At 44.3% G+C, this 17,955-nt stretch carries 16 protein-coding genes; 5 read left to right on the plus strand and 11 right to left on the minus strand.

All coding sequences use genetic code 11. The annotated features are described in order from the left end of the window. Window positions 1-2,487 carry a heavy metal translocating P-type ATPase gene (locus tag H589_RS0117035; protein ID WP_027723143.1) on the minus strand — a complete coding sequence of 829 codons (2,487 nt, stop codon included), beginning with the start codon at window positions 2,485-2,487 and terminating at the stop codon, window positions 1-3. A 133-nt stretch (window positions 2,488-2,620) separates the two neighbouring features. On the opposite strand from H589_RS0117035, the gene pyrR reads away from it, so the two are divergent. The 3 genes from pyrR (at window position 2,621) to H589_RS0117050 (ending at window position 4,395) form a co-directional block, all read left to right on the plus strand. Then, window positions 2,621-3,157, plus strand: a complete 537-nt coding sequence (pyrR, locus tag H589_RS0117040) for a bifunctional pyr operon transcriptional regulator/uracil phosphoribosyltransferase PyrR (RefSeq protein ID WP_027723144.1) — start codon at window positions 2,621-2,623, stop codon at window positions 3,155-3,157. Window positions 3,158-3,244: 87 nt separating this feature from the next. Continuing rightward, the gene (gene thrB, locus H589_RS0117045; RefSeq protein WP_027723145.1) at window positions 3,245-3,799 is read left to right on the plus strand and encodes a homoserine kinase; all 555 of its coding nucleotides are present in this window, start codon (window positions 3,245-3,247) and stop codon (window positions 3,797-3,799) included. Beyond that, a complete protein-coding gene (locus H589_RS0117050) occupies window positions 3,799-4,395 on the plus strand; it encodes a hypothetical protein (RefSeq protein WP_027723146.1) in 597 nt (198 codons plus the stop codon). Before thrB ends, H589_RS0117050 begins: the two co-directional genes overlap by 1 nt. A 13-nt stretch (window positions 4,396-4,408) precedes the next feature. Here H589_RS0117050 and H589_RS0117055 read toward each other — a convergent pair whose 3' ends face one another. After that, window positions 4,409-5,257, minus strand: a complete 849-nt coding sequence (locus H589_RS0117055; RefSeq protein ID WP_027723147.1) for a WcbI family polysaccharide biosynthesis putative acetyltransferase — start codon at window positions 5,255-5,257, stop codon at window positions 4,409-4,411. A gap of 77 nt (window positions 5,258-5,334) precedes the next feature. Between H589_RS0117055 and cobT the strand changes: the two genes are divergently transcribed. Together cobT and selD are read left to right on the plus strand one after the other, a co-directional pair. Continuing rightward, window positions 5,335-6,414, plus strand: a complete 1,080-nt coding sequence (cobT, locus tag H589_RS0117060) for a nicotinate-nucleotide--dimethylbenzimidazole phosphoribosyltransferase (RefSeq protein ID WP_027723148.1) — start codon at window positions 5,335-5,337, stop codon at window positions 6,412-6,414. A gap of 240 nt (window positions 6,415-6,654) precedes the next feature. Then, window positions 6,655-7,695, plus strand: a complete 1,041-nt coding sequence (selD, locus tag H589_RS0117065; RefSeq protein WP_084147040.1) for a selenide, water dikinase SelD — start codon at window positions 6,655-6,657, stop codon at window positions 7,693-7,695. Between the two features lie 150 nt (window positions 7,696-7,845). Here the strand turns inward: selD and H589_RS0117070 are convergent, their stop codons facing one another. From H589_RS0117070 to leuS, 9 genes are all read right to left on the minus strand, one after another. Continuing rightward, on the minus strand, window positions 7,846-8,067 hold the full coding sequence (locus H589_RS0117070) for a hypothetical protein (RefSeq protein WP_027723150.1): 222 nt from the start codon (window positions 8,065-8,067) through the stop codon (window positions 7,846-7,848). A gap of 249 nt (window positions 8,068-8,316) precedes the next feature. After that, window positions 8,317-9,246 carry a hydroxymethylbilane synthase gene (hemC, locus tag H589_RS0117075; protein ID WP_027723151.1) on the minus strand — a complete coding sequence of 310 codons (930 nt, stop codon included), beginning with the start codon at window positions 9,244-9,246 and terminating at the stop codon, window positions 8,317-8,319. Between the two features lie 32 nt (window positions 9,247-9,278). Next, on the minus strand, window positions 9,279-9,530 hold the full coding sequence (locus H589_RS0117080; RefSeq protein ID WP_027723152.1) for an FmdB family zinc ribbon protein: 252 nt from the start codon (window positions 9,528-9,530) through the stop codon (window positions 9,279-9,281). Window positions 9,531-9,814: 284 nt separating this feature from the next. Beyond that, complete coding sequence (lon, locus tag H589_RS0117085) at window positions 9,815-12,334, minus strand: endopeptidase La (RefSeq protein WP_027723153.1); 2,520 nt, start codon at window positions 12,332-12,334, stop codon at window positions 9,815-9,817. A gap of 136 nt (window positions 12,335-12,470) precedes the next feature. Further along, entirely contained in the window at window positions 12,471-12,743 is a 273-nt protein-coding gene (locus H589_RS0117090) for an acylphosphatase (protein WP_027723154.1), read from the minus strand. 28 nt (window positions 12,744-12,771) lie between these two features. Next, entirely contained in the window at window positions 12,772-13,449 is a 678-nt protein-coding gene (radC, locus tag H589_RS0117095; RefSeq protein ID WP_027723155.1) for a RadC family protein, read from the minus strand. 246 nt (window positions 13,450-13,695) lie between these two features. Next, window positions 13,696-14,685, minus strand: a complete 990-nt coding sequence (gene holA, locus H589_RS0117100; RefSeq protein WP_027723156.1) for a DNA polymerase III subunit delta — start codon at window positions 14,683-14,685, stop codon at window positions 13,696-13,698. A 41-nt stretch (window positions 14,686-14,726) separates the two neighbouring features. Further along, entirely contained in the window at window positions 14,727-15,233 is a 507-nt protein-coding gene (lptE, locus tag H589_RS0117105) for an LPS assembly lipoprotein LptE (protein ID WP_027723157.1), read from the minus strand. 177 nt (window positions 15,234-15,410) lie between these two features. After that, complete coding sequence (gene leuS, locus H589_RS0117110; protein WP_027723158.1) at window positions 15,411-17,906, minus strand: leucine--tRNA ligase; 2,496 nt, start codon at window positions 17,904-17,906, stop codon at window positions 15,411-15,413. Window positions 17,907-17,955: the final 49 nt, after the last annotated feature.

A 17,955-nucleotide genomic window follows, 5' to 3' on the forward strand; every position in this document is an offset into this window, starting at 1 on the left:
TTAATCTTCCGGTTTAAAAAATTTGAGCCTCAAAGCATTGGTGACTACTGTAACAGAACTCAGTGACATGGCTGCTGCTGCAAACATAGGCGAAAGGGTAGGACCTCCAAATATATGAAGCAGCCCTGCAGCAACAGGAATGCCCAATACATTGAATGCAAAAGCCCAGAATAAATTCTGTTTGATATTGCGTACAGTTGCTCTGCTTAATGAAAGAGCTGTGAGTACTCCTGTCAAATCGCCTTTCATCAGTACTACGTCCCCTGATTCAATTGCAACATCAATTCCGGTGCCCATAGCAATTCCAAGATCGGCAGAGGCTAAGGCCGGGGCATCATTGATTCCATCGCCAACCATCGCTACTTTATTGCCCAGTTTTTTTTCACGATTTACCTCGGCTGCTTTTCGGTCAGGCATGACCTGGGCAATTACTTCCTTGATACCAGCTTTTTCAGCAATGGCTTTAGCAACTATTTCAGTATCTCCTGTGAGCATAATTGTTTTGATGCCCAGAGCATGAAGTCTTTTGATTGTTTCAGGTGTTTCATCTTTGATGCGGTCGGCAACAGCCAGAATTCCGGCAAGCTTCCCATTTTTAGCAATATACAACGGGCTTTGACCTGCTGCAGCAAATTTTAGAGCTGCAGCGTTTGCTCCTTCATTATCAAGTCCGCCTGCATAATTCTGCTCAAGAAATTTGCGGTTTCCAAGAAGAAGAGAATGTCCTCCTGTGTCAGTAGCAATTCCAAGTCCTGAAATCGCATGGAAGGATGTAGTCTCAGGCAGGGGAGTCTCCAACTTCATTGCCGCTTGTACAACAGCTTTGGCAAGAGGGTGTTCGGACTGACTTTCTGCTGATCCAGCCAGAGCAAGTAGTTCGCTTGTATTCTCCCCGCTTACAAGGAACTTATCGGCAACTTCCGGTTTTCCATATGTAAGAGTGCCTGTTTTGTCGAAGATTACGGTATCAACTTTCCCTGCTGTTTCAAGTGCTATCCCTGATTTTACAAGTACTCCAAGTTGTGCGCCGCGACCTGTTCCGACCATGATTGCCGTTGGTGTGGCAAGTCCCATGGCACAAGGGCACGCAATAACCATGACACTGATGAAAATGCGCAGAGCAAAGGTGAATGGTTCTGTACTGAATAAGAACCAGCCCAGTGCAGCGGCAATCCCCACAGCCATAACTGTCGGGACGAAATAAAAACTTATCGTATCCGCAAGGCTTGAGATAGGAGCTTTGGAACCCTGTGCCTCCTGCACCAGCCTGATGATGCGCGAAAGAACTGTATTTTCTCCTACATTGATTACTCTTACTTTCAGTGCGCCTCCTCCCGTGTTGACAGTGCCTCCTGCCACCTCAGATCCGGGAGATTTGGATACAGGCATACTTTCACCTGTGAGCATTGATTCATCAATATCGGAATGCCCTTCGTAAATTTCTCCGTCAGCGGCAATGCGATCTCCGGGGCGTACAAGAATACAATCACCGGGTCCGATTTCTTCAACGGGTGTTTTGATATGCTCCCCATCATTAATTAAAATTGCCTGTGCCGGAGTGAGATCCATCAGTTTTTCAATGGCTTCTGAAGTGCGTGATCGGGCTCGAACTTCCTGGAATTTACCTAATGAAATAAGGGTAATAATTGTAGCTGCGGATTCAAAATATAAATCCATAGCCTTGACTTGGGTGTCAATGCCCAGTGCTATCTCGGTAAGATTCCATAAAGAATAGATGAAAGCAGCCGAGGTCCCTACAGCAATAAGGGAATCCATATTCGGTGCACCACGAAAAAGATTCGGGAAACCGTGCAGATAAAAATTACGCCCAAACCAGAGAACCGGAACTGTCAGTATAAGCTGAATCAGTGCAAAGCCAAGTGGTGATTGCTGTGGGTTTATAAGTTCAGGCAGAGGCATACCGATCATGTGCCCCATAGTTATAATTAACAGGGGGACTGTAAAAGAAAGAGCTAAGATCAACTTGTTTTTCATTTGTGCAAGTTTTGCTTCAGTCTCAGCGCGCCTTTCATTAAATTTTGCTTTAGCGTCATGGCTGGACTGCACATCACCGGCTTTAAATCCAGCCTCTTTGATAAGTGTTCTTATCTGGCGCAGAGAAGTCTGGGATGAGTCAAATTTTATTGATGCTGTTTCAGTGGCAAGGCTTATATTTGCCAGGATCATTCCATCGGAAGCATTCAATACCCGTTCAAGCCGCGAAGAGCATGCAGAACAGGTCATGCCTGAAATGGGTAAAGTCAGCTCTATGCCATCAATCTTTTCAGCAGCTTCAAAACCGGACATTTCTACAGTCTGAATGATATCCGGGGGGGAAGTAAGTTTCTTGTCATAGTCAACTTTTAAAGTTTCAGCAGCAAGATTAACTTGTGCATTGCGTACTCCATTCAAATTGCCAATTACCCGTTCGAGGCGGGATGAACATGCAGAACAGGTCATCCCTTTGATATCAAATTTAGCGTCCATAAATTATTCCTTATTTACGAGGCTGCTTGCATTGCCCGTGTACATTTCTTATAGCTACTCACGACGGAAGTCGATAAAGTGATTTGATCAAATTTGAGAATAAGAATCAACTTCTTTTGAAGGCGGTATTAATATGCAGGAACAGAAAACCATACTTTCAGAAAAAGATATGGCACGCACGCTGGACAGGCTTGCTTCGGAAATAACCGAACGCCGTGGTGATGACGAAAAACTCGCAATCATCGGTATTCAAAGACGTGGAGCAGATCTTGCTGAGCGTTTGAAAGATCTGCTCGACTCAAGACTGGGCAGAAAGATACCTCTGGGAAAGCTGGACATAAATCTTTATCGCGATGACTGGACTAATCTGTCCCGTCAGCCAAGCATAAATTGTACTGAGATTCCTTTTGATATTGAGTCTGCATCTATCGTTCTTGTTGATGACGTACTTTTTTCCGGACGTACTGTACGTGCAGCTCTTGAAGCAGTTCTTGATTTTGGCCGCCCAAAGCGGGTTGAACTGTTGGTGCTTGTAGATCGTGGGCATCGTGAGTTGCCTATTCGCGCTGATTACGTGGGTAAGGAAGTAAGGACTTATGAGGAACAACACGTAAATGTTCTGGTCAGCGAACGTGACGAAGAAGATAAGGTCGTGCTCATCAAGTCGTAATTGAGCTTATCTGTCAGAGGTTTCTGGCAGTTTTTTCTAAGCGATCTTTGGTGGAATAACTTATAAAAGAGCATAGCTGATTATTATATGGAAGAATGGAAAAGTAAATTTTCGGAAGGATGCTCAGTCTGTCTTATCGGCATGGCCGGGGCTGGTAAGTCTACTTTGGCCCCGCTTCTGGCTGCCAGACTCGGCTGGGAGTATATTGATACTGACTCTGTTATAGAGGCGTACTATGGTCGTCCTTTGCAGGATATTGTTGATGAGCTGGGAGTGCCGGAATTCCGTAAAGCAGAGGATTATATTTTATCCAGTCTGGGAGTTGTACGCAGCGTTGTTTCCACCGGAGGAAGTGTTATTTACGGTGAAAATGCCATGAACCGTATCAGCAGTCTGGGGCCGGTAATTTATTTGCGTATTAGCAGCGAAACCTGCGTTGAGCGAGTCGGAGGCGGGGAAGGCCGCGGTCTGGCCAGAATGCCGGGGCAGTCGCTTGAAAGTCTTTATGAAGAGCGCGCTCCTTTATACGAGAAATATTCAGACTTTGCTGTTGATACGGATGAATTTTCACCGCAGGAATGTGCAGAACAGGTTTATCAGTGGCTCAGGTCAAATGAAGATAAGCAACTTAAGGATATATAATGAAAAAAATGACCAGACAGGCCGTATTCCGCAAGCTTGATTCGCTCTATGAGCGTATGGCATCTGCCTATGCTGAGACTTCTGCAAAGATTGAGCTCTCATGTGAAGGGTGCGAGCAAAACTGTTGTACCAGCTATTTTCAGCACCATACTTACGTTGAGTGGATTTATCTTTGGCAGGGAATGAACAAATTGCCTGAGGCCAAGCGTAATGAATATATAGAACGTTCTCAGGACTATGTGCGCAATGCAAATGCTATGCTTGAAAATGGTGTACGTCCCAAAATAATGTGTCCCTTAAATGATAACGGTCTTTGCGGTGTATATAAGCACAGGCTGATGATTTGTCGCATGCATGGGGTTGTTAACACTTTGCAGCAACCTAATGGACGCCAGCTTTCATTTCCGGGATGTTTCAAGTGTCAGGATTTAACTAAAGATATGGCTGACGTTCCGGTTGTTAACCGAACCCCTTTATATAAAGAGCTTGTGGCTCTTGAAATAGGTCTGCTGGGTAACAAGATCAGAACTATGCCCAAAGTGGATTATACTCTGGCAGAAATGATAGTTATGGGACCGCCGGATCTGACAAAATAATTCCAGTGGCGGGCTAAGACGGAGAATTATCTTTTCTTCGTGCTGCAGCCCGTAAGAATGTAATAAAGTCATCTATACCGTGCATACGGCATTTGATGTATCGCATAGCATATTCTTCGAAAGTAAGTTTTGCGCCGTACACATTATAGCGCTCATCTGCACTGCCGAATTCCAGACCTAAATATTCAGCCACCTGAGGATGAATGGGTTGCTCAAATTCAGCAAACGGTTCAGGGAATTCTGCAACAGCCTCTTTGGTTAGTAGGGACATGTTCAGTTTTTCAAGGATTGAGTTAACGATATGTGTCAGTATTTTTTTGCGGGGATGGTTGACGGTATTAAATAGCCTTTCCTGTTTATAATTAGCCATGACCAGATCGACATAATTGATTATGCTGATATTTTCTTTTTGTCGTTCATGCCTGAGTGATGCTTTCAGTATTTCTTCAAAATCATAAATATTGGTCAATTTGGTGTTCAGGTACAGATGTAGAATCTGAGATTCAGTCAGGTCTTTTTCAAGAAGTGAATCGAGAAAGTTATCACGGTAGTCAAATCCGGGAATACTTGACCACAGCGGCCAGTAATGTTTGAAGAACATGGACGGAAAAGGAATTGCTTTGGCTGTATTATTCAGTTTGGAAATTATAAATTCTGATCCTAATTCTTTCCAGTTTTTTCCCAGATGCTGGTATAGAAAAAGATCACATTTTGCGATCAGGTTTTCAGGGATAATTTCTCTGGTATAGTTGGTGAAGTTGTAAATGTCATAAATTTCACTGAACTCAAGGTTTAAGCATAGCAATTCTTTAACGGGATCGCCCTGACAATTGGCGTGCAATATACATATTTTCTTTTTCATCACGGTCTGAACCCTAGCACAGAGGACTATGATATCTCAATATGTTCTGGGGGCCATCGCACCCAAGGGATTTAATTATGAATGATTTTTCACGGGAGAAGCTGGAGTCTGTTATTGTACAGGTGAAAGAAATCAATCCTGCACTCGAAAAGGCAGCTCGTGCTCATTTAGATAATTTGACTAAGCCTATAGGGAGTCTTGGAAGACTTGAGGATCTTGCCGTCCAGATGTTTATGGTTTCCGGTGGAGAGATTCCCCAATCAGATCCTGCATGTATCTATGCTATTGCCGGTGACCATGGAGTGAATGAAGAAAACGTGAGCTATTTCCCGCAGGAAGTAACTCGTCAGATGGTTGAAAATTTTCTTGCAGGAGGAGCCGGTATTAATGTTTTGGCCGGCACTTCCGGTGTGGATCTGATAGTAGTAGATGCCGCATGTAAAGGTGGTCGATTTCCAAACCATTCTCATTTGATCCAGCGTAAAATAGCACAAGGAACAGCCAACATTACCAAAGGTCCTGCCATGAGTGAGCATGGTTGTCTTAAAGCCTTATTTCTTGGAATTGATCTTGCTGATGAGGCTCATGCCCGTGGGGTTAAAAGCCTTGGGACCGGAGAGATGGGAGTATCAAATACCACACCGTCGACAGCTCTTTATTGTGCTTATTTCGGTCTTGATCCTGAAAAAATAACCGGACCCGGCGGCGGTATAGATGAAGAGGGGATTGTCCGTAAGATAGGTGTCGTCAAGAAAGCACTTGCGGTAAATGCCGCGACAGTCGATTCCGGTGATATTTTTGCTATACTGCGTGCTCTTGGCGGGTACGAAATAGCTGCGCTGGCAGGGCTTATTATCGGCGGTGCCAGAAATAGGCAGATGGTTTGTATTGACGGGTTTATTTCAACTGCAGCTTACGCAGCAGCCTCAAAGCTCTGTCCAGCTGTAAGAGATTATTGCGTACTCTCTCATGCTTCTGCCGAACCGGGCTATGCTGAAATTATTGAAGCTCTCGGGTGCAGGCCGTTGCTGCATCTGGATATGCGACTGGGGGAAGGTTCTGGTGCTGCTCTTTCAATGTTTATGCTCCGTGCTGCTGCAAATATTTATAATGATATGGCAACATTCTCAGATGCCGGAGTACATGCCGGAGGTTAGGTCTGCCGGCGTCTATGCTGATTTGGATGACGCTGGAATGGATTCTGGACTCAATCAGAACTTTTTAATAAGTTGGCACATGGTTTAAATAAGTTTATTATTTAGTTTAAAATTTTCTTTATTCTTTTCAATTTTTGCAATTAAAAGTAATTTGCTGAATATTTGAACTCGGTTTAAATATATAAAGTATTTCAAAGTGCATTAGTTTACCGCGAAGATAATATCTTAAATGGAGAGATCATGCCCATAGAATTGGTCAAGACAGTTAAAGCTGCTGGTTGAGCCGCCAAGATTGCTCCCGGGGACCTGGAGCAGGCATTGCGTGGATTAGCCGTTGAAGACGAGCGGCTTCTGACTGGGCTGGGCGGGAATGAAGATTCCGCCATAGTCTCTTTTCCTGCGGGCAAAGCACTGGTGCAAACCGTTGATTTCTTTACCCCTGTTGTAAATAATCCCTACTGGTTCGGACAGATTGCTGCGGCCAATTCTTTGTCCGATGTCTACGCCATGGGCGGCGAGCCTTGGACCGTTATGAATATTGTTTGTTATCCGATGAAAAAAATGGGTGGAGAAGTTCTGCGTGAAATTTTAAAAGGCGGCATGGATAAAACTCGTGAGGCCGGTGCTGTACTGGCTGGCGGACATAGCGTTGAAGATGATGAAATTAAATTTGGTCTTTCGGTCACCGGTATGGTTGATCCTGACGGTTTTGCTTCAAATAAAGGATTGAAAGAAGGCGATCAGCTTTTACTTACCAAACCCTTGGGGACAGGTGTTCTGGCAACAGCTCTTAAAGCCGACTGGGATGGTGCTGATCGATTTGAAAAAGATGTTTATAAGTGGGCATCAAAACTGAACAGCGGCGGCGGCAGAGTTATTCGTGAACTGGGACTGAAAGGAGCTACTGACGTGACCGGATTTGGCCTTGGCGGGCATATTCTGGAGATGGCGAATGCATCCGGTGTCAGTGTTGAGTTATGGCTCAACAAAGTTCCATTCATGGATGATGTGCTTGAACTTGCTTCAATGGGGTTGATCCCGGCAGGAAGCTTTGCCAATCGGAGTTATTGTCGTTCACAGGTTGAAACCGCAGCTGATGCTGATGGCATCATGACAGACCTTGTATTTGATGCTCAGACTTCTGGAGGTCTTGTTCTGGCTGTTTCTGAAGCTAATTTGCAACAGGCTATTGAAATGCTGCTTGAGTCCGGAGATCTGGCAGCCCATATCGGGCAGGTTATCGCTTATGATCCTGAAAGAGGGCGATTACGTTTGGGGTAGTATATTTTTTCTGTATGAAAAAAGCGCAGGTCAATTGATGACTTGCGCTTTTCTTTTTGTAAAGGAGGAACATAATCTACCGCTAAATTATTACAACAGTGTACTTAAAATTTTCGAATTGACTTAACTTTAAGTGACCTAGAGTGCATCTTAGGCTGTTCCATGGCTGGAAGTTACAGCCTGAATCAGTTCTGCGTTTGCATTATAGACTGGAGAAGATTCAATCCTCACCAGCTCGCGATGCATTGAAGGATCTGCGAAAGCCTGCCTGTGCAGTCTCTTGCGCCTGAGAGTCTTCATGGAGTTAGCCAAATTTTCATCGTCCCTTGCTGGAGGAGCCTGTGCAACCCTGCTAAGTTCGTGCCCGTTCATTTTATACCTCCGTCCTTGGAAGTTGCAATTTAAAGACCTTAATAAAGGTGAATCCTGTTTAGAATTCTTATCGGATGATTGTAAGTATACTTTAGGTCTGTATGCTAGAATTAATATTTATTAATACTATGCACTTTTATTTCTGTTGGCATAATTAAAAATCCCGAATCAAGTATATTGATTCGGGATGTATAAGGTGCAATGGATTTGCCTACTCCAGGAGGTGTCTGGAATGTTTTTAAGACATCTTTATTTGGTCTTGTCGTAGACTCGGTCAAGAATTTCTTTAGCACCTGCATCAAGGACATCTCTGGCAAGAGAAAGACCGACATTCCAGGCATCATCTGCAGGACCGGTTTTTTCCATGCGGATGGGGCTTGATCCATCAACGTCAGCAACGAATCCGGTCAGTTTGATATTGTCGCCTTCCAGTTGTGACCATGCTGCGATAGGAACCTGACAACCTCCGTCAAGACCTGTGAGAAATCCTCTTTCAGCTTTAACCTGACGGGCTGTAACTCCATCGTGCAGGAATGTCAGAATATCTTGGATTTCAGTGTCATCGATGCGGTATTCAATGCCAAGAGCTCCCTGAGCAACTGCAGGCAGAAATGTAGGGGGGCCAAGAACTTCGCTTTTCGGAGCAGAAAGGCCCAGGCGATTTAGCCCCGCTGTTGCGACAACTATTGCGTCAAATTCACCGTCGAGAAGTTTGCGAACACGAGTATCAAGATTTCCGCGAAGTGATTCTATTTTGAGGTCATCACGCAAGGTTAAAAGCTGAGACTGGCGGCGCAGGCTGCTTGTCCCTACAACAGCTCCAGCAGGCAGATCACTAAGAGAATCGTACTTAACTGAAAGTAGAGTGTCTGTCTCAGATTCACGCTCGGGTATAATGCCGACTTCCAGCCCCTCAGGCAGTTCTGTCGGGACGTCTTTCATGCTGTGTACAGCAAGATCAGCCTTTTTATCGAGCAGAGCCTCTTCGATTTCTTTGACGAAAAGTCCTTTACCACCGACTTTAGCCAGCGGAACATCTAGAATCTTATCACCCTTGGTTTTGATTTTAAGCAGTTGAACTTCAATTCCGGGGTATTCTTCACGCAGAAGATCGGAAATATGGTTGGCCTGCCAGAGGGCAAGTTTACTTCCACGTGTTGCAATTGTTATTTTTCTCATTATCCCGCCGTATTACATTAAAATTAAATTAGTTAACCGCAAGTAGAACAGTTGCCGCCGGAGCATCCTGCACAGCTGCTGCCGGATGAAGCCGGAGCAGATGATGCAGTGCTTGATTCGGCGTAGTCTGCGGCTCCACCGCCAGTCTTGAATTTGCAGGCAGACATAAGTTTTCCGGTATTCTCGGATTTACATTCAGGGCAGGGAGGACATTCGTCACGGTCAAAAACCAGTTCTTCAAATTCCTTGCCACAGTCAATGCATTTATATTCAAAAATAGGCATTTATACTACTCCATGCTTTGATAAAAAACTTTTTGCGAGAAAATGCATAGCTCAAAATAGACGGTGGGGCAATGTCTGGCCTATATATAAGTCTGGATGAGGAAATGACAAGGTGCAGTAATTAGGGGATGCGATCAAATAAGTTTGAATCTGAATTTTATAAAATATAAAGCCAATTAAGCTTATCATAAAGAATTTTAGGCTAACCGTTGTCCGCGACTCAGGAAAATTAAAAAGCGCGGCAAATATATTGTCTGCCGCGCTTTTTAATTCGTATTGGATGTCTATTTAGCCTTGGCAAGAGGCCATACTTCATCAATTCTTTTAATTGGAATTATCTTAATCTGTTCACAAAGTTCTTTAGGAATATCTTCAAGATCCTTCTGGTTTTGTGACGGAATAAGAACCCGTTTCATACCCAGAGAGACTGCTGCCAGAATCTTTTCTTTGATACCGCCTACAGGCAGAACAAGACCCCGGAGGGATATCTCTCCAGTCATTGCAAGCTCTGGGTCAACAGGAGTGTTGGTTAGAGCTGAAACAAGAGCGGTAACAAGCGTTACGCCGGCAGAAGGGCCGTCCTTGGGAGTTGCTCCGTCAGGAACGTGAATATGCAGATCCTGTTCTTCGTGGAATTTTGGGCTGATACCGTATTCTTCAGCATGGAGACGTGCAAAAGAGACTGCTGCCTGAGCAGATTCTTTCATTACATCGCCAAGCTGTCCGGTCAAAAGCTGTTTTCCTTTACCCGGCATGGTGGAAACCTCAACATGCAGGACTGTTCCGCCAACAGGTGTCCATGCAAGGCCCAGAGCAACACCGGCAGGAAGATCGTTTTCCTTTTCATCTTCAATATATTTAGGAATACCGAGGTATTTATGAAGATTATCGGTAGTAACTTCGAAAGGACCTTTTTCGCCTTCGGCTTTTTTGCGAGCAAGCTTACGGCAGACCGACCCTATTTCACGTTCAAGATTACGAAGTCCGGCTTCACGAGTATATTCTTTAATGATCTTTGCGATGACTTCGTCAGACATGATCATTTCTTTTTCTTTCAGGCCGTTTTCAGTGCACTGCCGACCTAGAATATAGCGTTTGGCAATATTAACCTTATCGAACTCTGTGTAGCCTGGAATCCTGATAACTTCCATACGATCCAGCAAAGGGCGGGGAATGGAGTCAAGGACATTGGCTGTGCATATGAACATAGCCTTGGACAGGTCGTAAGGCACGTTCAGATAATGGTCTGTGAACGAGTTGTTCTGTTCCGGGTCTAGAACTTCCAGCAGAGCGGAAGACGGGTCACCACGGAAATCGGAGCCGAGTTTGTCTATTTCATCCAGCATGATTACCGGATTGCGTGTTCCGCACTGTTTGATGCCCTGAATAATTCTTCCGGGCATTGACCCTATATATGTCCTGCGGTGTCCACGGATTTCCGCTTCATCTCGCATTCCGCCTAATGACATACGGTGGAATTTGCGTTGAAGGCTGCGTGCAACAGAACGTCCCAGAGATGTTTTACCTACACCGGGAGGGCCTACAAAGCACAGGATAGGTCCTTTCATGGATGCGTTAAGTTTTCGTACACTTAAATATTCAAGAATACGCTCTTTAACTTTTTCAAGATCATAATGATCTTCGTCTAAAATCTTTTTGGCTTCAATTATATCAAGACGGTCACGGGATTGTTTTTTCCATGGAATTTCCACCATCCAGTCCAGATAAGTTCTGATAACTGTCGCTTCGGATGCTTCCGGATGCATAGCTTCAAGGCGGCGTAGCTGCTTCTCTGCTTCTTTGTGTACTTCCTTTGGCATCTTGGCTTTTTTTATAGCGGCACGGATTTCTTCAGCTTCTTCCGCGTCGTCAGTGGATTCACCCAGTTCTTTTTTAATAGCTTTGAGTTGTTCGCGCAGGTAAAAATCTTTTTGAGCTTTATCCATGCCTTCTTTGGCAATGGACTGGATTTTATTCTGCATGGAAGCAACTTCAACTTCCTGAGTGAGCTGAGTGTTGACCAGAGTAAGTCGTTCTATAGGATTTTCGCATTCAAGAATGGACTGGGCCACATCCACTTTCATGCGTAGATTTGAAGCTATAAGGTCGGCAAGTCTTCCCGGCTCATCAACGTTATTGAGTACACTCATAATGTCGGTGGAGGATATACCGCGCAGAGATAGAATCTTTTCGCTCTGCTCACGGGAGGAGCGGATCAGTGCTTCCTGAGTTGGATCTGTTTTAGTTGCTTCTGTCTCAGAGATTGTTTCAATTTCCGCAATATGAAACGGTTCGGAACCGATAAATCTTTTTACCTTTGCCCGTGATACTCCCTGAACAAGAACTTTCAAACGTCCGTCAGGCATTTTGAGCATGCGCATGATCATGCATACTGTTCCAGTCCTGTACAGATCATCGTGTTCCGGATTATCAACACTTTCATCCTGCTGGGTAAGAATCATTACATAGCGGTCACCGGTCATGGCAGCTTCAACTGCATTAACAGATTTCTCACGTCCAACAAATAGAGGAAGAATCATATAGTTGAAAACAACAATGTCCCGCACAGCAAGAACTGGAATTGTGGTAGGTATTGCAACCTGAGCATCATCCGGGATACTTCCTGCATCTTCAAGCAGATCAGCTGCGTCGTGAAGCACGCTAAGGGGTGATACAGGAGGCTTGTTCAGTCCTTGATCATTACCCGCATCAGAACTTGAATTTTTTTCGGGTTTTGTTTCGGCTTCAACTAGGTCCTTTTTATTCAGCTTCAGCGGTTTGATTGGTGATTTTTTTTTCTTCAAGGCAAAATCCTTTATTCAAAAGTGGTTGTCAGTTCCAGCATATAAAAAATCAAAACTTTCCGTTTTTACATTGATTCAAAAACAAGTGTGTTGGATTTGTAGTTTCTTAGTTTGTTCACCGCTGATCCAGGTGTGTTCAGCGGATTTTAAATCCCTTATGCTCAGTCTCATGGTCCATCCAGTCACATTTTAAATTTTCAATATGTGAGAGAGGAGATCCTACAAGAAGCCTGGTGCGCATTTCACCAACATCATCTTCATCCCCCTGTAGCAGTACTTCAACTCTGTTTTCATCAAGGTTGCGAACCCAGCCGTTTAGTTTAAGAGCTGAGGCCTGATCGTTTACCCATGCACGAAAAAATACACCCTGAACTTTTCCGGTAACTACGCAATGATAACTTCTGATCATGGCAACCTCCTTAACGTTTATAGTACAGTTATAGGCGTCCCTTATCTTTAAAACTGTAGAAACTGTCTGCCGTCACGATTACGTGATCAAGTAGACGGATTCCCATATCCTGACACAAGGTGGCAATCTCCATTGTTATGCCCATATCCTCAGGCGATGGAGCTGTGCTCCCTCCCGGGTGGTTGTGAGTCAGTATCACTCCGCTCGCATGGTGGCGTAGGGCAAGTGCAACAATTTCACGTGGATAAACAGCCGTTTTATCAACAGTGCCTTCTGTAAGCCTGTTCCAGTATATCACCTTGTTACCGTTGTTGACCAGTGCAACCCAGAATTCTTCTTTAGATAAATTCCCGATTCGTGCCATTGCTGCTTTAAAGACCTTGTCTGGTGAAGAAAGAGCCTCTTTACTATGCATCGGTTCCTCGGCAATTCTAGTCCAGAATTCACGTATAAGTGTGAAAAAAACTAAAACTCCAGGACCTATCCCGCTAACTTCTTCAAGCTGGACCTGCGGAGCTCTGAACACGCCACCTAAAGAGTCAAATCGTTCAAGCAGGTCCTTCGCAATTGGCTTGGTATCCCTGCGCGGCAGTACCTGTCCCAGTAGCAGTTCCAAAATCTCATAGTCCGCCATATTGCTGGAATCCTTGCAAAGGCGTTCTTTCAAACGCTGGCGATGACCATGATAATGAGGTTTATCCTTCATAAATAAATAGTAAGTCTGCTTTGGCAAGTGCTACAGTTAAAAAGGGGCTTATGTTCTTAAGAAAGATAGTACATAAGGAAAATTTATATTTTAAACCTAATCAATTTCAATAAGGATTAAACCGGATGTTTCAGCAAATCAACCTTGCTTGACTCTAAATAGCCTTATTTTTGATAAAAAAGCATCATTTTATCGAAAAAAAAGGGTTTTAACACAAAAAAATGTTAATTTGAGAGTATGGAAAGCTTAAAAACGTCTTTGCCGTGTCTTGGTGGGAGTAAAAAGGCTGGTTAAGGCGGCAACAAGTAGCTCAAGAGCCTGTTCCGGTCTGCGTTGACCTGTCTTGATGCCAATTTCAGCTTCTAAAACAATATCAAATATTCGTGCTATCCGGGCAGGGCCTATTCGTTGGGCGAGAGATTTTTTTTGTTTTTTAACGAAGGGTGGTAAGCGTACAGCTGAGTCTTCACCATGTAACAGCATCCATAAAGCGCGTGCTTCACGGGTCAGTGATGCTGTCAGCATAAAAATCATAGAATCTTTTTCACTGTGATTGGTCAGTACACGCCGCCATATCTCAACAGGGTCACCGCCCTCGGACATGGAGCGCATAAATTCAAAGAAGTCCATTTCTTCACTGTGAGCAATCAGAGAGATATGATCCATCAAGATCCGTCTGTCATCCCCTGCAGCTAATTCAAGCTTGTCCAGTTCAAGCTTAGCCGCACGAGCGTCTTTAGGCAGAGCCTTGGTCAAGGCATTAAGAACCGGCCCGTCGATGGTAATTCCTTTCTGTTTGGCCCATTTGCCAACAAACCCTGAAATTGTTTTTTGATCAAGACCTGCAGACTGCCAGAACCATTTTTGCTTTTCAGCGTATTTCCAGCAGTTGCGGCGTTTCAGGACAGCAGGAACGGGCGGGCCTTTACGTTCCCATTTACCTTCAATACAGATAAATAGAAAAGATGCATCGGAAAGGGATGCAATAGTTTTATCTAGAGTGTCCCAGACTGCGGCTTTAAGCTTGTGTGCTCTGCGTAAAATAACCGCTTTACTGGAGCCGAAAAGTGTCTGGAGGGTCAAGTCATCCCAGAATTTAGGAGGAAGGTCTTCATCTGCCCAGTATACTTTTTTCTCAAAGTCTACAGCATTGTGCTGATCGAGCAATTCACCGATACGGGCGTGCAGAAGCTCTGCATCGGGACATATGAGAAACATATAGCCAGGTCTGGACATAGTACCTTTATAATTTTTTGATTATATATTTTTATTTCAGCTTAATAAGCCTGATTCATTTTATCCACGAGTCTGCGTACAAGCAGTTCTACAATAAGCTGTTGTGTGGCTTCTTCCTGACCTGTGTAGTAAGATTCAGTTACTGAGACAGGACCGGAGTTCCACAGTAGTTTTCCATCTGCGGCACTGGTTACGCGCATTTGTAATTTTAATGTCATGTCATATTTAAGGGTTTTATCTTTATCCCCTAGAATACGGCTACCATCAGTAAGATTGATGATTTTAATATTAAAAAGTGCATCGGCTTTGGATTTATCAACCCAAACCAGTTGTCCACGGCGTATTATTTCATCATGGAGTAATGATCTTATCTTTGGTTCAAGCCAGCGCTCAAGCGTAGGATTTTCTACTTTAGAGATGGCGACATCTCTAAACATTTCTCCCAGCCTGTTCGGTTCGGTCGCAGAATTATGGTATCCACAAGCATTTACAGCAAAAATAATACTGAACAAAAGTATTAATTTTTTCACATGATTCATAACTGTCATTTCTTACTCCTCAGTACTTGCTTCGTAGTGCCTTATGTGGCCTACTGTATAAAGCTGGATGCGCGTGGCGCTGTTCTATGAAAGATGAAGCCTCCGGCGTCCAGTAGGATAACTCTTTTATCTTGAAAGCGCTTGTCGATCAGAGAAAGAGTTAAAGAACCGCCGGAGGCATTTAATTTAATTTGCTACAACATTTATCAGCTTACCGGGTACAACAATAACTTTTCTGATTGTTTTACCATCGGTATGCTTGGTAATGTTTTCATGTGTAAGAGCTGTCTCTTCAATTTCTTCTTTGGTCGCAGATGCTGGAAAAGAAAGTTTACCACGCATTTTGCCATTGACTTGAACGATGATCAGCATTTCATCGGTAACGAGAGCTGACTCATCAAATTCCGGCCATGCAACTCCTGCGATACTTTCTTTGTACCCAATAGTTGTCCACAGCTCTTCACAGATATGCGGGGCAATTGGGGACAACACTGCAAGCACAGTACTGAATGCCGAGGAAAGCGCAAAACGTCCTTCTTCGGTTTCAACAAGTTTATCCTTAAGAGAGTAAATTTCGTTGACCAGTTCCATTGATGCAGCAATAACCGTATTGAACTGAAATTTGTTTTCCATGTCACGGCTGGCACGGCTGACAGTTTCATGCTCTTTACGGCGCAGTTTTTTAGCTTCAGATGGAAGCTCTGCTGACGGTTTAGCGCATGCTCCAATAGGTGCTAGTTTACCTTCAAGATCTTCAGCCAGTCTCCAGATTCTGTTAAGGAACCGGGAAGCTCCTTCAAGTCCTTGATCTGACCATTCAAGGTCTTTCTCGGGCGGTGAAGCAAACAGGATGAAGAGTCTGGTCGCGTCTGCTCCGTATCTGTTGATCATTGCGTTCGGATCAACAACATTGCCTTTTGATTTAGACATCTTCGCGCCGTCTTTGAGAACCATGCCCTGAGTCAGCAGATTCTTAAAGGGCTCGCTGAGCTTAGTGTATCCTTCATCACGAAGAATTTTAGTAAAGAATCTTGCGTAGAGCAGATGCAAAATAGCGTGTTCAATTCCGCCGATGTACTGATCAACAGGAGCCCAGTATTCAAGGGAATTACTGTCAAAAGGCGCATCCGCCTTACGGGCATCAGTATAGCGCATAAAGTACCATGAAGATTCAACAAAAGTATCCATGGTATCTGTTTCGCGCTGAGCCATCTTGCCGCATTTGGGGCAGACAACGTTGAGAAAACTTTCCATTTGGGGGAGTGGAGAGCGACCTTCTTCATTCATAACCGCGTCTTCAGGCAAAACTACGGGAAGATCTTTCTCGGGAACGGGGACAATTCCGCAATGGTCGCAGTAGATTACCGGAATGGGGGAACCCCAGAAACGCTGACGGGAAATGTTCCAGTCACGCAAGCGGTAATTAATTGATTTTTTGCCTTTTCCGGATTTTCCGAGATATTCAACAATTGCTGCTTTGGCTTCTTCATTAGGCAGGTTGTCAAATTCACCGGAATTAACCAGTACCCCCGGAGCGCTGCATGCTTCAGTCATTTCAGAAAGATCAAGAGTCTGACCTTCGGGCTGGATTACAATCTGCATTGGCAGGTCATATTTAGTAGCAAATTCGTAATCACGCTGATCATGTGCTGGAACAGCCATAACAGCACCTGTTCCGTAGCCCATCAGAACGAAGTTCGCCACATAAATAGGCATACGCTGACCATTTAGCGGGTTGATGCAATATGCACCGGTGAATACACCTTCTTTTTCAAGATCATCAGCTCCGCGTACAATACGGTCCATGCTGGAAACTTTGGTGACAAATTCACGGACCTTTTCTGCTTCCGGCTTCCCCTCGATGAGCTTTTCCACCATGGGGTGCTCAGCTGCCAGAGACATGAAAGTTGCACCGTAAAGAGTGTCCGGGCGGGTTGTGAAAACGCTGATTGTTTCGTCGAAATTTTCAATTTCAAAATCAAGTTCTGCACCGATTGACTTACCGATCCAGTTGCGCTGCATGGTTATGACTCTATCAGGCCAGCCGCCTTCCAGTCCATTCAGACTCTCCAGCAGTTCTTCAGCATAATCAGTGATACGCATAAACCACTGGGAAAGTTCTTTCTGTACGACTTGAGTATCGCAACGCCAGCATAAACCGTCTTCAACCTGTTCATTAGCAAGAACTGTATGACAGGTTTCACACCAGTTAACAGGAGATTTTTTGCGGTAAATAAGTCCTTTTTCAAGGAACTTAAGAAAGAACTGCTGCTCCCATTTATAGTAACCGGGATGACAGGTAGCCATCTCGCGGCGCCAGTCATAGGAATAGCCCAGCCTTTTAAGCTGGGTGCGCATATCGTCGATATTGGAATAGGTCCATTCAGCAGGGTGTGTGTTGTTCTTTATAGCTGCGTTCTCAGCAGGAAGACCGAAAGCATCCCAGCCCATTGGATGAAGGACATTAAAGCCTTTCATTCTTTTGTAGCGGGCAACAACATCACCTATAGAATAGTTACGTACATGACCCATATGGATTTTCCCGGAAGGGTAGGGGAACATCTCCAGTACATAATATTTTGGACGTGATTCATCAGCTTCCACATTGAAAGCTCCGGTATCAGTCCATTCCTTCTGCCATTTTTTTTCTATTAATTCAGGTTCGTATTTCCCGAAGCCCATTATACAAATCCTTGCTTTTTCATTTTGTTGGAGAGCGTGAAGCCCGGAA

The organism is Maridesulfovibrio zosterae DSM 11974, assembly GCF_000425265.1.
In the GTDB taxonomy this organism is placed as follows: domain Bacteria; phylum Desulfobacterota; class Desulfovibrionia; order Desulfovibrionales; family Desulfovibrionaceae; genus Maridesulfovibrio; species Maridesulfovibrio zosterae.

What these genes read in the sequence shown, in the direction of transcription:
- cobT (WP_027723148.1), top strand. Translation starts at nt 5,335, where the DNA reads ATGAATGATTTTTCACGGGAGAAGCTGGAGTCTGTTATTGTACAGGTG.
- H589_RS0117080 (WP_027723152.1), bottom strand. Translation starts at nt 9,530, where the DNA reads ATGCCTATTTTTGAATATAAATGCATTGACTGTGGCAAGGAATTTGAA.
- thrB (WP_027723145.1), top strand. Translation starts at nt 3,245, where the DNA reads ATGGAAGAATGGAAAAGTAAATTTTCGGAAGGATGCTCAGTCTGTCTT.
- H589_RS0117035 (WP_027723143.1), bottom strand. Translation starts at nt 2,487, where the DNA reads ATGGACGCTAAATTTGATATCAAAGGGATGACCTGTTCTGCATGTTCA.
- H589_RS0117070 (WP_027723150.1), bottom strand. Translation starts at nt 8,067, where the DNA reads ATGAACGGGCACGAACTTAGCAGGGTTGCACAGGCTCCTCCAGCAAGG.
- H589_RS0117050 (WP_027723146.1), top strand. Translation starts at nt 3,799, where the DNA reads ATGAAAAAAATGACCAGACAGGCCGTATTCCGCAAGCTTGATTCGCTC.
- hemC (WP_027723151.1), bottom strand. Translation starts at nt 9,246, where the DNA reads ATGAGAAAAATAACAATTGCAACACGTGGAAGTAAACTTGCCCTCTGG.
- lptE (WP_027723157.1), bottom strand. Translation starts at nt 15,233, where the DNA reads ATGACAGTTATGAATCATGTGAAAAAATTAATACTTTTGTTCAGTATT.
- leuS (WP_027723158.1), bottom strand. Translation starts at nt 17,906, where the DNA reads ATGGGCTTCGGGAAATACGAACCTGAATTAATAGAAAAAAAATGGCAG.
- pyrR (WP_027723144.1), top strand. Translation starts at nt 2,621, where the DNA reads ATGCAGGAACAGAAAACCATACTTTCAGAAAAAGATATGGCACGCACG.
- H589_RS0117090 (WP_027723154.1), bottom strand. Translation starts at nt 12,743, where the DNA reads ATGATCAGAAGTTATCATTGCGTAGTTACCGGAAAAGTTCAGGGTGTA.
- H589_RS0117055 (WP_027723147.1), bottom strand. Translation starts at nt 5,257, where the DNA reads ATGAAAAAGAAAATATGTATATTGCACGCCAATTGTCAGGGCGATCCC.
- radC (WP_027723155.1), bottom strand. Translation starts at nt 13,449, where the DNA reads ATGAAGGATAAACCTCATTATCATGGTCATCGCCAGCGTTTGAAAGAA.
- holA (WP_027723156.1), bottom strand. Translation starts at nt 14,685, where the DNA reads ATGTCCAGACCTGGCTATATGTTTCTCATATGTCCCGATGCAGAGCTT.